Below are 12,847 nucleotides of genomic sequence, written 5' to 3'. Positions count from 1 at the left end.
CAGGCGCTGAAAATCTCCCGGTGAACACCTACCCGCCAAAGCGCGAATTCCGCCTCTTGCCCTATACACACCGCGACACATTGTCGGCTTGACTTTGCCTATATCCACCCAATTCCTGTAAAGTTGACGCCAAGGTCAGTTTTCTCAAGCCAGGCCAAGAATCAAAAGAAAGGGCAGGCCCCAACTGCCCAGAGGATCAAGCATGTCCAACCGTGATATTTCCCGGCGCGCCTTTTTGCAAGGCGGCCTGATCGCTGGTGTCGGTGTGACCATGGCGCCATTAGGCAGCCCGGCATTCGCCGCGTTGATGGAGGAGCGCGTTACCACTTCGCCGCAGAAGTGGATGAACCACGACGGCAAGGCGCGTTTCCGTAACGATGCCTTGTCCAAGGTCTGCGGCGACAAAGTGTTCGCGCGCGACATCCGCGCCAAGGACATGCCCGGCTGGCCCGCGCAGCAAGGTCATGCGCTGCTGCTCAAGGCGACCAAGGTCGACCGGATTTATGCCGGCCATGACCTCAGCCTGCTCGGCACCGACCTGCAGCCGGACCGCATCGTCACCGCCGCCGACCTCGAACAGGACGGCATCGCTTGGCCCGAGGCCCATTCGCCCGACCCGCTGCTGCCGCCCGGCAAGGTGCCGATGTTCATCGGCCACCCGGTGGCGATCCTGATCTGGCACGACTTCGAGCGCTTCCGCCAGGCCAAGCGCAAGCTGCAGTTCAATCAGCAGGCGATCCGTTACGGTGCCCAGGCGCCGTTGTACCAGCGCGACCCTTATGGCAGCTTCCGTTTCGTGCGGGTGGGCGGCACCACGCCGTTCGACGACGATGAGTTCTCCAGCCTGAAGAACTCCATGCTGTTCCCCACCATCCTCAACCGCAAGCCGGTGTGGTCGAAGCAGCCCAACCAGCACGGCGACCTGACCGAGCAGGGGTTGTTCTACGCCAAGCGCATGGCCGAGCAGCTGGACAACCCGCCCGAGGACTGGCTGGTGTTCGACGAGCGCTACAAGACGCCGTCCATCGAACCTGCCGCGCTGGAGCCGGACAACGGCAACGGCTGGTACGACCCTACCACGGGCACGCTGCACTTCGTGGTCGCCACCCAGTGCCCGTTCGAAGTGGCGCAGGAATGCGTGCACATGATCAAGCCGTCGCGCTTCGCCCTGAACACGCTGAACATGCACCCGGGCTATACCGTGGGCTATGGCTCAAAAGACAACAATATCTTCGTCTTCTATGCCGCGGTGGCCGCGCTGTACGGCGCCGGGGTGCCGATCCGCCTGGCCAACGACCGCTACGAGCAGTTCCAGAGCGGCATCAAGCGCCATGCCTTCGATATCCGCTACCAGTTGGCGGTGGACAAGAAGGACAACAGCTTCAAGATCTTCCGCGCCGACATGAGCTGCGACGGCGGCGGGCGCATCAACTACAGCCCGTCGGTGGCAGCCGTAGGCGCCACTGCAGCGCAGTCGATCTACTACATGCCGCAGAACGACCTGTCGGTTACCGCCTACTATTCCCGTGGTGTCGAGGCCGGCTCCATGCGCGGTTACGGCACCCTGCAGAGCATGGCCGCCACCGAGATGATGGTGGATGAGATCGCCGGCCGCCTAGGGGTCGATGCCATCGACCTGCGCCGCGCCAACGCGCTGAAATCGGGCATGAAAAACACCCAGGGAGCGGTGCCGGCGGGCGCCCTGCGGCTTTACGAGATCCTCGACAAGGCCGCTGTGCATGAATGGTGGCGCGACCGCGACGCACGCAAGCGGCAGATGGACGCGCAGGATCAGGACCACTGGTACGGGGTGGGCTTTGCCATTTGCCAGAAGGACTTCGGCACGGGCTCCGAAGCACCGATGGCCAGCATCGAATTCAGCCGCGACGGGCGAATCAGCCTGCGCCACATCGGCACCGAGCTGGGTACCGGCATGTCCACCTCCCAGGCTTTGGTGGTCAGCGATTTCCTCGGCCGTTCGGCCGACGAGGTAACGACGGCAGTCACCGAATGGCCTGAGCTGCAACTGAGCACCAGCGGCAACCCGTACCTGATCAGCCAGCCTGAGCAGGACGCCGCGCTGCGCAACCCGCGCTGGGTCGGCAAGCTGGCGTCGCCATCGTCGGCGACCAACTCGGCCTTCTACTTCAGCCATGCCACCCGCGAAGCGGCGCGTGTGCTGTTCAACCATGGCCTGTGGCCAGCGGCCATGGCGATCTGGAGCCAGGGCCCGTATGGCGGCCAGGCCAACCCACTGGTGGTGCGCCGCGAAAATGCTGTGTGGGTCAACGGAGAGCTGACTGGTAACGGTCTGCAACCGATTCCGTTCGCCCAGCTCGCACAGAAGGCCCACGACATGGGCTTGGTCACCGGCGCCAGTGTGCACGGTTTCAACCGCTGGAGCTGGGCCGAGGCCGACTTCGTCATCGACGGCGTGCGTGAGCGTTTACCGCTCGACGCGGTGGCGGTGAAATACGGCGATGGGGCGGTGAATGCGAAGAAGGCGCAGATGAACAGCCATGGCTACCACCTGCTCGACCGGCAGAATGCGGCCTACCCCGACACCCAGTTGAACAATGCCATGGTCACCTACTACAGCCCGGTGGCGACCATCGTCGAGGTCAAGGTCAACAAAGGCACCTTGGAGACGCAGGTGCTCAACCACCACAGCTGGGTCGAGTGTGGCCGGGTGCTGGTGCCGGAGCTGGTCAAGGGCCAGCTCGAAGGCGGGATCGCCATGGGCATTGGCCATGCACTGACCGAAGAAATGCCGTTGTACGAGGGTGGGCCCGGGGAGGGCGACTGGAACTTCAACCGCTACCGCCTGCCGCATGCGCGCGATGTGGCGGTGTGGCAGCAGACCAGCGAAATCCTCCCGCCGCTGTCACCGACCGACCCCTCCAAGGGCATCGCCGAAGTGGTGATGATCCCGGTCGTCGGTGCCATCGGCAATGCCGTCGCGCATGCCATCGGCAAGCGCGTGCGCGATCTCCCCATCACCCCAGCCCGTATCAAGGAGGCCCTCAATGGCTAACCGTCCACTGCAACTGACGCTCAATGGTCAACCGGTCGGGCCGGTCGAGGTCCCCGCGGACCTGGCGATGATCGACTACCTGCACGAACACCAGAACCTCACCGGCTCGCGCCTGGGGTGCGGCCAGGGCATCTGCCACGCCTGCGTGGTGATCGTCGACAACCCCGACGGCACCAGCGAAGAAGTGCGCACCTGCATCACCGGTGCGCATTACTTCGAAGGCAAGAAGGTTCGCACCATCGAAGGCCATGCCAAGAAAGACGAGGCCGGCAACCTGACGCTCAACCCGATCCAGCAGAAGTTCGTCGACCTGTTCGCCTTCCAGTGCAGCTACTGCGCACCAGGCTTCGTCAACGCCGCTACCGTGCTGGTGGAAACGGCCCAGCGCCAGCCGCTGAAGAAGAGCGAAGTAGAGGACCGCATCGAGGCCAGCCTCGGTCACCACATCTGCCGCTGCACAGGCTACGTGCGTTACTACGATGCCACCCGCAAGGTGCTCAACGATCTCGGCCTGGTCAAGGAGGGTTGAACATGGGCTTCGTACGTAGCGCTTCGGCGTTGGTCCTCGGGCTGGCTGTCAGTTCGATTGCCCTGGCAGCCGACGATGCGCAGGTCAAGCGCGGTGAATACCTGGCCCGCGCGGCCGACTGCATGGCCTGCCATACCGCCGAAGGCGGCGCGCCGTATGCGGGTGGCCTGCCGATCCATTCGCCGTTCGGCACCATTTATGGCAGCAATATCACCCCGGACAAACAGTACGGCATCGGCAACTACAGCGCCGACGAGTTTTTCGCCGCAGTCACCGAGGGCAAGCGCAAGGACGGCGCCAACCTTTATCCTGCGATGCCTTACACCTCGTACCACCTGATCAAGCGTGAAGATTCGGACGCGATCCTCGCCTACCTGATGACCATACCGCCGATCAACCGCCCGGCGCCGCAGACCGCGCTGCGCTTCCCGTTCAACGTGCGCATGGGCCTCAGCGGCTGGAACATGCTGTATGGCAAGAGCGTGCAACTGCAGCCGACCGAGGGTAAAAGCCCGGCCTGGCAGCGCGGCCAGTACATGGTCGAGGTCATGGGCCATTGTGGCGAATGCCATACCCCGCGCAACCCGATCGGTGCGCTGCAGCAGGACCAGCGCCTGAGCGGCGGCCTGCTGGGTGGCTACCTGGCGCCAAGCCTGCTGGCCCAGGACCTGGCCGAGCGCGGCTGGACCCAGCCGGACCTGACCACCTTCCTCAAGCACGGCATCAGCGCCCAGGGCAGCATGTTCAACGAGATGTTCCCGGTGGTGCACCACAGCACCCAGCACCTGGAAGATGCAGACCTTGCGGCCATGGCTACCTACCTGCTGGGCGACCAGCCGCCGCCGGCCAAGGCTATCGAGACTGTTGCCCTGGAGCAGATGAGCGACAGTGCCAAGCGTGGCCACCAGCAGTACCTGAACGTCTGCGCCGGCTGCCATGGGGTCGACGGCGAGGGCAAGCCGCACATCGCCGTGGCCATGTGCGGCAACACCGTGCTGCGCCAGGCCGACTCCCGCAACCTGGTCAAGGTGGTCCTCGAAGGCATCCGTGAACAGCAGTTCACCGGCTTCGAGCGCATGCAGCCGATGCCGGGCTTTGCCGACAAGCTGGATGACCAACAGGTGACGGATATGGTCAACTACCTGCGCCAGGCCTGGGGTGGATTGCCCGGCGACCTGAGCGTACAGCAGCTCGCCGAGCTGAAGGCGGAGTAAAGCGTGCAGCATCTCGATCTACAGGTGATCCGTCAGGCTTTGCAGTGGTCCTGCAACGGCCAGCGGGTATGGTTGTGCACGGTGCTCGCCACCTACGGCTCGGCGCCGCGTGCACCGGGTTCGCTGCTGGCGGTGAACGCCAGCGGCCAGTGGCTGGGCTCGCTGTCCGGTGGCTGTGTCGAAGACGACTTTCTCGAACGCGTGGCCCTGGGGGAATTCCCGGAGCCAGTTGCCATCGTGCGTTATGGCGACGGCAGCGACCCGCGTTCGCGCGTTCGCCTGCCGTGTGGCGGTGTGCTTGACGTACTGGTGGAGAACCTGCCGGTTGAATGCGAGGTGCAGGCGCATCTGCGTGAGCTGGAACGTGCGCTGCAGGGCCAGCGCCGTGTACTGCGTGAGGTGAGCCTGCCTATGGGTACCCGCCAGCTGTTCGATGATCCTAGTCAGGGTCCACGGGTGGAACGGGAAAATGCCCGGGTGCGCTTGCGTGTCGGCGCCGCCCAGCGGCTGCTGCTGGCCGGTTATTCCAGCGTGGCGCATTTTTGCGTCGAATTCGGCAGGGGCATGGGGTTTGAGGTCATCCTTTGCGAGCCGCGTGATGAAGTACTCGACGGCGTAGTGCTGAATGGCATTGAGGTGCGCCGCGAGCTTCCGTCGGAATTCATCGCCAATGGCGGTTGCCATGCCGACACGGCAGTGGTGGCATTGACCCATGATCCAAAAATCGATGACCTGGCCATGCTTGAAGCCGTGCGGACCGAAGCGTTCTACATCGGCGTGATGGGCTCCAAGGCCACCTCCGACAAGCGTCGCGAACGCTTGCAGCGAATTGGTGGCCTGGGTTGCGACGAGCTGGCGCGCATCCATGCGCCGATTGGCCTGAACCTGGGCAGCAAGACCCCGGCCGAGATCGCCCTGGCGGTACTGGCCGATATCCTTCGTGTGCGCAACGGCATCGAGCGGGCGGCGCTGTGAGCGTGGTTGCGTTGGTATTGGCGGCAGGCAGCAGTGTGCGTTTTGGCTCTGACAAGCGCCGTTCGCTGCTGGCTGACGGTCGAAGCTTGCTGGTGCACAGCGTAGAGAGCGCCTGCGCAGTGTTCGATGATGTGCGGGTGGTGTTGCGTGAGGGGGAGCGAGGTGTAGACCTGGGGTTGCCAGCGCAGTGCAGGGTGGTCTCCAGTCCGGATTTCACATTGGGCATGGGCCATAGCCTGGCGGCCGGGGCCGCTTCGCTGGCTGACAGCGAGGCCCAGGCAGTAGCGATTCTGTTGGGGGATATGCCCTGGGTGGCGTCCGCGACCCTGGATTTGCTTGCACGCGAGGCCAGTGGGTCAACGATAGTCCTGCCTTGTCATGCCGGACGACAGGGCCATCCGGTGTTGTTCGGGCGTGATTTCTGGCCGGCGCTTGCCCGGCTGAAGGGTGATGAAGGGGCGCGTTCGGTGCTGAAGGCCCATGCGGACCGTTGCGTCCGGCTGGATGTCGAGGATGTCGGCGTGCTGCAGGATGTCGATAGGCCGGATGCGGTGCGCCCTTGAATGCGTTCGTCAAAGGCTATTCATCTTCTTCGCCAGTGAGTTCATAGGGTTCGAGTTCGCCCAGTTGGGAAAGCAGCACCAGATGCTCCACTGCCTTCAGCTTTTCAAGACGCTCGAGGCTGTCTGGGCCTCCCAGCATCAAGGCGGGGACAAAGCCATACATCTCGTCTGGGCCCAGGGTGCCGAGCCGTTCCCTGGCAGGTTCGAACAGGTCGTCGAAGTAGACGCACTCGGTCATCAGCCACATGAGCAAACCGTGGATCCTGCTGTCCCGTTCTTCGTCGCCTGAGCTGTGAGCGCCATCGAGGTAACGGGAATGGTAGGCCGCAATGGTCAGCACCGAACCGGTTTTCTCACCCCATAGGTACAGGTCGCCAAAAGCGCTGCGGGCGATGAGGTGATAAGTGTCGCATTCTTCGAAGTGCGTACCGGCCAACCAAGAGGCCACTACACCCTGGTATTCCTGAGGATTTACCAGCCAGAACAAGCCGCCGCCGTAGCCGCACCAGCCGTGGTCTTGCCAGTATTCAAGGAGGCGATTGGGGAGTTTGCCTTGGTAATGATCGACAGCGGCAGTTGGTACGGGTTGCTGGCTGATGGGTTCGCCGAAGGTTTCCAGGAAAATGCTGAAGATGACATCCATTCGTTTAGGTCCTTTTGTGTGCTCAGAAGTCAGAGAAGCTGTAGGGTTCGAGTTCGGTGATTTGAGACAGCAAAATTAAATGCTCTATTGCTTTAAGTTTTTCCAGGTTTTTGAGGTCGGGGCGCCCTCCCAGCATCAATGCAGGAACAAATGCATATATCTCATCTTCTTTCAAGATGCCCAGCTTTTTCTTCGCGGGCTCAAAAAGGTTTTCAAAGTCGTTGTGTTCTTTTTTTCTTGATAGAAAGAAGCTTTGGACCTCTCTGGTTGCTTCCGTTTCAGTGAGTGTGCAGTTTTCACCTGTGTAACGGGACAGAAGACTTGTGATTTTTACTGAAAAGCCACTGTTCTCTCCCCAAAGATACAGGTCGCCGAAAGCGCTTCTGGCAACCAAGTGGTAAGTGTCCCGGTTTTCAAGGAGGGTGCCCTCGGTCCAGGATGAGACAACGCCCTCATACTCCTGTGGATTAACCAGCCAGAATATACCTTCGCCAAAACCACACCATCCATGCTCTTTCCAGTATGCAAGTAACAACTCTGGAAGTTTTCCGTTATAGCGATCAATGCTGGAGGGGGGCACCTCTCGACGGGAAAAAGGCGCGCCTATATTGTCAAGGAATATGGAGAATACCTCATCCATTTGCGATGCCTCTTGTCGTTAGCACTTATGAAGTCTTACATTCATGTAAGTCGAGTGGGTGCCGAATTTCGGCGTGTTTTCCGCGGCCTCTTTGATGCTGGCTAGTCTGTTTCGCCATTGAGCACCAATGCTGGAGTTGACTTGCCTGTCGCCAAAGTCTGAGATCATGTCTCTGCCTCCCGCGCTTAAGTCGGGATTGTGTAGCGCGGCCAAGGTGGCCATCGTCTCTTTCGCCTTTATGGTCGACAGTCTAGTTGCTTCTGCTGGGCTCATTTCGGCGAGCAGCTCCTTGTTGATTCTTTTTTCCAACCGGTCTTGTAGATCCCTGCGTGCAGCGCGTGCGACCGCAGGGTCACGCTTTACAGGATTGGCAACGTTCTCCAAAAACTCCTCAACCGTCAGCCGATTCAACCCATCCTGTTGCCCCTTCAGCTGCCGCTCAAACTCGCCATGCTTCGACGCTGGCAATTTATCCGCCTTGAAACACGCCACCGTATGCAACGGCATGCTACCGGGCTTCCCTGTGGGGTGCTCCTTGTCTTTTCCCGCCTGCCGATTCGGCTGAACTGGCTGCGGATCATCCATCGCCCCTTTGCGCCGCTCCGGCACCTGCAGATCCGGCCGTTTCTTCAACCCCTCTTCATGCTGGAGCATCCATTGCCCCAGCCGCGCGCCTTTGCGGCTGGCCGCCATTTCCTGGGCCAGCACCCGGGCATCGCCGCGCCCGCGGGTGAGGTACGACACGATTGCCCCCAACAACAGCACCACGACTTCCACATGGCCTTGGGCAATCTGATGCGTGGCCCGGGATATCGCATAGGGGTCGTCCCGGCAGAACGGGCCGGTGCCTTCATTGCCGCAGGTGCCTTCCCAGGCGAAGCGGATGCCATCGACGTAGTACTCGCCGATCCGCGGCAAGCCGTCGATGAAGAATTCGGCAATGGAAGCCAGCCCCAGCGCACCGAGGATCCAGCCGCTGACCTTGAGGCCCATGGCCGCGCCTGCGCCGGCGAACGGAATGGTTCCGGCGCCGCCGGCGAATGCGCCTACCCCCGCGCCAAGCAGGCCACCGGTAATGGTGCTGCCGGCGACGATCATCGCCATCTGCTTCACGACCCTCAGCAGTTCGTCGACGATGCTGTTGATGTCGAGGTCGGCGAAGCGCTGGCGTAGCATGTGCGCCGCCTGCCATTCGGCGTGGTAGAAGGCTGTGCGGACAGCTTCGATCCGGCGCAGGTTGAGGCCCAGTGAGGCGACCTCTTCATTGAGGCTGGTGCGGAACTGGCCACCGCTTTGGTAGCCCACCATGGCGATGACACGTGACTCGATCTCGTGCCACGAGGGCACGAGGTAATCCAGGTACATGAGGTGTCTCCCTGACAACGTGTGCAGGGGGAAATCCCATCATGGATTCGGATCAGAGGTTTCTGGGTCAGTTGTAGGAAAAGGCGACTTCGTTTCTGTTGTGTTCGAGAAGCTCGGGAATTGGGGTGAGGCTGCGATGGGCAGGGCGGCGACCCCGCGCGGCGCTCGATCTACCCCCAACCCTCCCCAAAAGGTCCATAATCCCCCCTTAATCCGCCCAAGGTGCAATACCAGCCACACCACTCCGGGAGCCCCACCATGCACGTTCTGCTCTGCGAGGACGACGACCTGATCGCCGCCGGCATCTGCGCCGGCCTCACCGCCCAGGGCCTGACCGTGGACCGGGTGGGTAACGCCGCCGCTGCGCGGGCGATGCTGCAGGCCGCGCAGTTCGACGTGATGATCCTCGACCTTGGCCTGCCCGACGAAGACGGCCTAAAGCTGCTGCGCCGCCTGCGCGAAAAAGGCGAGACCCTGCCGGTACTGGTGCTCACCGCCCGCGATGCCGTCACCGATCGTGTCGATGGCCTGCAGGCCGGTGCCGATGATTACCTGCTCAAGCCCTTCGATCTGCGCGAGCTGGCCGCACGCCTGCATACCTTGCTGCGGCGGGTGGCCGGGCGGGCGGTGAACGTGATCGAGCACGGCCCGCTGCGCTATGACCCGAGTAGCTGCGAGGCGACCCTGGCCGGCCAGCATGTCGACCTGTCCCGCCGCGAGCAGGCCCTGCTTCAGGCGCTGCTGCAGAACCCCGGGCGCGTGCTGTCCAGCGAGCAACTGAAAGACTGCGTGTACGGGTTCAGCGACGAAGTCGAGAGCAACGCCCTCAACGTGCACATCCACCACCTGCGCCGCAAGCTGGGCAACGGCATTGTCGAGACCGTGCGTGGCCTGGGCTACCGGCTGGGTCCGGCGCAGGCACCGCAAGAGGCCGCATCATGAGCCTGCGGGTGCGCCTGAGCCTGATCCTCGGCAGTGCCTTCGTGATCATCTGGGCACTGGCCGCCGCGTGGATGCTGCGAGACCTGCGCCAGCAAATGATGTTCTCCCTCGACCAGCGGCTGGTGGCGTCGGCGCGTATGGTCGCCGGGCTGATCGACCAACTGCCGCAGCCGCTGACCGCCAAGGGCGGGGAGGCGCATTTTTCCGCCGACCAGTTCAGCGTACCGGATGGCATGGCCTGCCAGGTCACCTCGTTGCGTGGCGAGATCCTTGCCAGCAACCACAAGCACGATGGCGCCATGGACGACGAGCGCAGTGGGTTTCGTGACCAGACCATCGACGATGCGCTTTGGCGCACCTTCACCTACAACCACGGCGATGTGCGCATCACCACGGCCGACCGGCATATGGAGCGCGAGGCGCTGAACCAGTCGATTCTGCTGGCGGCATCGGCGCCGGTACTGATGGCCCTGCTCGGCAGCCTGGGGCTGTTGTGGATCGGCCTTGGCAAGGGCCTGGAGCCGCTCAACCGCATGCGTGATGCGTTGCGCCGCAGGCGTGCGGACAGTGTCGAGCCGCTGCAGGTGGCGGGCATGCCCAGCGAGTTGCAGCCGTTGCTGGAAACCCAGAACCAGTTGTTCCGGCGCATTGCCCAGACCCTCGAGCGTGAGCGGCGCCTGACCGACGATGCCGCGCATGAACTGCGCAGCCCGCTGACCGCGATCAAGACCCATCTGCAGGTGGCGCGCATGACCGACGGCGCGGTGCGCGAGCAGGCGCTGGAGCATGCCGAGCAGGGCGCCGACCGCATGCACCGCACGCTGGAGCAGTTGCTGATGCTGGCGCGGGTGGAAGGCAGCCTGTCGTTCGAGGATGGCGTGCAGTGCAGCGCCGAGCAGGTGGCCCGTCAGGCGGTGCAGGATGCCGGTGGTGGCGACAACCGGCGTATCGTGTTGCGCCTGCCTGAAGAGGCCGCGCAAATCTACTTGGGCATGCCCGCACCGTTGGCGGTGGCAGCGCTGCGCAACCTGCTGGACAACGCCTTGCGTCATGGCGGCGATGAAGCCGTAGAGCTGGAGGTGCAGATGGCGGACGGCCAGGTGGGTTTCATGGTGCGCGACCACGGGCCAGGGATTGCCGAAGCGGACCTGGAGCACCTGACCGAGCGCTTCTGGCGCAATGGGCAGAGTGGTGGTTGCGGATTGGGGCTGGCGATTGTGCAGGCGATCGTGCAGCGGTGTGCCGGTAGCCTGCGCTTTGACAGCCGTAGTGACGGCTTGCGGGTCTTGTTGCAGGTACCGGCGCGTCCTGGGCATTGATGTTTATCGCCTGTGCTGGCCTCTTCGCGGGTGAACCCGCTCCTACGCGGGCGGTGTGGTCCTTGTAGGAGCGGGTTTACCCGCGAAAGGGCCGGCACAGACCCAAATAAAATGGCGTAACAACCGCTAAATCCTCCCCTCACTCAAGCGTTTCCAAAGCGATAACCGCCCATTCGCTTGCTCGCGAGGATTTACCCATGCCCACCGCTTCCAGCCTTGCCCGGGTTGTACCGGCCAGCGTGCCGCAACCCTTGTACGAATTCACCGATTCGCCCTTGCTGCAACGCCAGCAGCAACAGGAATCCAACGCCCGCAGCTATCCACGGCGCATCCCGCTGGCGCTCAGGCGCGCCCGTGGCATCCACGTCGAAGATGTCGAAGGCCGCCAGTTCATCGACTGCCTGGCCGGTGCCGGCACCCTGGCCCTGGGCCACAACCACCCGGTGGTGGTCGAGGCGATCCAGCGGGTGCTGGCTGACGAGTTGCCGCTGCACACCTTGGACCTGACCACCCCGGTCAAGGACCGCTTCGTCCAGGACCTGTTCGGCATCCTGCCCGAGGCGCTGCGCCGCGAGGCCAAGGTGCAGTTCTGTGGCCCGACCGGCACTGATGCGGTAGAGGCGGCGCTGAAACTGGTGCGCAGCGCCACCGGCCGCAGCACCGTGCTGGCCTTCCAGGGCGCCTACCATGGCATGAGCCAGGGCGCGCTGAGCCTGATGGGCAGCCATGGGCCGAAACAGCCACTGGGGGCCTTGCTCGGTAACGGCGTGCAGTTCATGCCTTACCCCTACGACTACCGCTGCCCGTTCGGCTTGGGCGGCGAAGCCGGGGTGAAGGCCAACCTGCATTACCTGGAAAACCTGCTGCTCGACCCGGAAAGCGGCGTGCCACTGCCGGCGGCGGTGATCCTTGAGGTGGTGCAGGGCGAGGGTGGTGTGATCCCGGCCGATATCGAATGGCTCAGGGGTGTGCGCCGTATCACCGAGCAGGCCGGTGTGGCGCTGATCATCGACGAGATCCAGAGCGGCTTTGCCCGCACCGGACGCATGTTCGCCTTCGAACATGCCGGCATCGTGCCGGACGTGGTCACCTTGTCCAAGGCCATCGGCGGCAGTCTGCCGCTGGCGGTGGTGGTGTACCGCGACTGGCTGGATACCTGGAAGCCGGGCGCACATGCTGGCACTTTCCGTGGCAACCAGATGGCCATGGCGGCGGGTTCGGCGGTGATCAATTACCTGGTCGAGCATCGCCTGGCCGAACATGCCGAGGCTATGGGGCTGCGCTTGCGCAAGCACCTGCTGCAGTTGCAGCAGGACTATCCGCAGTTGGGTGACATTCGCGGGCGTGGGCTGATGCTCGGGGTGGAACTGGTCGACCCACAAGGCCAGCCTGATGCGCTGGGCCACCCGCCGGCTAACCGCGACCTGGCGCCTAAGGTGCAGCGCGAGTGCCTCAAGCGCGGCCTGATCCTGGAGTTGGGTGGGCGACATGGGGCGGTGGTGCGTTTCCTGCCGCCGTTGATTATCAGTGGCGAGCAGATCGACGAGGTGGCGCAGCGGTTTGCCGAGGCGTTGATCGCGGCAGTCTGAACCATTGCCGGGGGTGCAAAGCGCCCCCAGGCTA

Annotated in this window: 11 protein-coding genes; 8 read left to right on the top strand and 3 right to left on the bottom strand. The window is 63.2% G+C overall.

Annotation, left to right across the window (positions count from 1 at the left end; translation table 11 throughout):
* Positions 1–202: 202 nt before the first annotated feature.
* The 5 genes from ACF8RA_RS22455 to ACF8RA_RS22435 are packed head-to-tail and all read left to right on the top strand — an operon-like array spanning position 203 to position 6,315.
* The gene (locus ACF8RA_RS22455) at positions 203–3,034 is read left to right on the top strand and encodes a xanthine dehydrogenase family protein molybdopterin-binding subunit (RefSeq protein WP_209967264.1); all 2,832 of its coding nucleotides are present in this window, start codon (positions 203–205) and stop codon (positions 3,032–3,034) included.
* Entirely contained in the window at positions 3,027–3,563 is a 537-nt protein-coding gene (locus ACF8RA_RS22450) for a (2Fe-2S)-binding protein (RefSeq protein ID WP_003254265.1), read from the top strand. The genes ACF8RA_RS22455 and ACF8RA_RS22450 overlap by 8 nt, the downstream gene beginning before the upstream one ends.
* A 2-nt stretch (positions 3,564–3,565) precedes the next feature.
* On the top strand, positions 3,566–4,777 hold the full coding sequence (locus ACF8RA_RS22445) for a cytochrome c (protein ID WP_392519587.1): 1,212 nt from the start codon (positions 3,566–3,568) through the stop codon (positions 4,775–4,777).
* Between the two features lie 3 nt (positions 4,778–4,780).
* Positions 4,781–5,752, top strand: a complete 972-nt coding sequence (locus ACF8RA_RS22440; RefSeq protein WP_392519586.1) for an XdhC family protein — start codon at positions 4,781–4,783, stop codon at positions 5,750–5,752.
* On the top strand, positions 5,749–6,315 hold the full coding sequence (locus tag ACF8RA_RS22435; protein WP_392519585.1) for an NTP transferase domain-containing protein: 567 nt from the start codon (positions 5,749–5,751) through the stop codon (positions 6,313–6,315). Before ACF8RA_RS22440 ends, ACF8RA_RS22435 begins: the two co-directional genes overlap by 4 nt.
* 16 nt (positions 6,316–6,331) lie before the next feature.
* Here the strand turns inward: ACF8RA_RS22435 and ACF8RA_RS22430 are convergent, their stop codons facing one another.
* The 3 genes from ACF8RA_RS22430 to ACF8RA_RS22420 are packed head-to-tail and all read right to left on the bottom strand — an operon-like array spanning position 6,332 to position 8,963.
* Positions 6,332–6,958, bottom strand: a complete 627-nt coding sequence (locus ACF8RA_RS22430) for a GAD-like domain-containing protein (RefSeq protein WP_176685675.1) — start codon at positions 6,956–6,958, stop codon at positions 6,332–6,334.
* 22 nt (positions 6,959–6,980) lie between these two features.
* Entirely contained in the window at positions 6,981–7,598 is a 618-nt protein-coding gene (locus ACF8RA_RS22425) for a GAD-like domain-containing protein (RefSeq protein WP_176685674.1), read from the bottom strand.
* An 18-nt stretch (positions 7,599–7,616) separates the two neighbouring features.
* On the bottom strand, positions 7,617–8,963 hold the full coding sequence (locus tag ACF8RA_RS22420; RefSeq protein ID WP_392519584.1) for a DUF6861 domain-containing protein: 1,347 nt from the start codon (positions 8,961–8,963) through the stop codon (positions 7,617–7,619).
* 258 nt (positions 8,964–9,221) lie between these two features.
* On the opposite strand from ACF8RA_RS22420, the gene ACF8RA_RS22415 reads away from it, so the two are divergent.
* From ACF8RA_RS22415 to ACF8RA_RS22405, 3 genes are all read left to right on the top strand, one after another.
* Positions 9,222–9,905, top strand: a complete 684-nt coding sequence (locus ACF8RA_RS22415; protein WP_004576176.1) for a response regulator transcription factor — start codon at positions 9,222–9,224, stop codon at positions 9,903–9,905.
* Positions 9,902–11,224, top strand: coding sequence for an ATP-binding protein (locus ACF8RA_RS22410; RefSeq protein WP_392519583.1), 1,323 nt, complete (start codon positions 9,902–9,904; stop codon positions 11,222–11,224). Before ACF8RA_RS22415 ends, ACF8RA_RS22410 begins: the two co-directional genes overlap by 4 nt.
* Before the next feature lie 197 nt (positions 11,225–11,421).
* Entirely contained in the window at positions 11,422–12,813 is a 1,392-nt protein-coding gene (locus tag ACF8RA_RS22405; RefSeq protein WP_176685671.1) for an aspartate aminotransferase family protein, read from the top strand.
* Positions 12,814–12,847 lie beyond the last annotated feature (34 nt).

This window comes from Pseudomonas sp. FYR_5, assembly GCF_043106315.1.
Lineage (GTDB): Bacteria > Pseudomonadota > Gammaproteobacteria > Pseudomonadales > Pseudomonadaceae > Aquipseudomonas > Aquipseudomonas putida_Y.
The sequence above is the reverse complement of the archived record's forward strand: the minus strand, read 5'-3'. Positions and strand labels throughout refer to the sequence as shown.

Coding starts and splice junctions, on each gene's coding strand:
- ACF8RA_RS22420 (WP_392519584.1), bottom strand. CDS start 8,963: ATGTACCTGGATTACCTCGTGCCCTCGTGGCACGAGATCGAGTCACGT.
- ACF8RA_RS22415 (WP_004576176.1), top strand. CDS start 9,222: ATGCACGTTCTGCTCTGCGAGGACGACGACCTGATCGCCGCCGGCATC.
- ACF8RA_RS22455 (WP_209967264.1), top strand. CDS start 203: ATGTCCAACCGTGATATTTCCCGGCGCGCCTTTTTGCAAGGCGGCCTG.
- ACF8RA_RS22425 (WP_176685674.1), bottom strand. CDS start 7,598: ATGGATGAGGTATTCTCCATATTCCTTGACAATATAGGCGCGCCTTTT.
- ACF8RA_RS22445 (WP_392519587.1), top strand. CDS start 3,566: ATGGGCTTCGTACGTAGCGCTTCGGCGTTGGTCCTCGGGCTGGCTGTC.
- ACF8RA_RS22405 (WP_176685671.1), top strand. CDS start 11,422: ATGCCCACCGCTTCCAGCCTTGCCCGGGTTGTACCGGCCAGCGTGCCG.
- ACF8RA_RS22410 (WP_392519583.1), top strand. CDS start 9,902: ATGAGCCTGCGGGTGCGCCTGAGCCTGATCCTCGGCAGTGCCTTCGTG.
- ACF8RA_RS22450 (WP_003254265.1), top strand. CDS start 3,027: ATGGCTAACCGTCCACTGCAACTGACGCTCAATGGTCAACCGGTCGGG.
- ACF8RA_RS22430 (WP_176685675.1), bottom strand. CDS start 6,958: ATGGATGTCATCTTCAGCATTTTCCTGGAAACCTTCGGCGAACCCATC.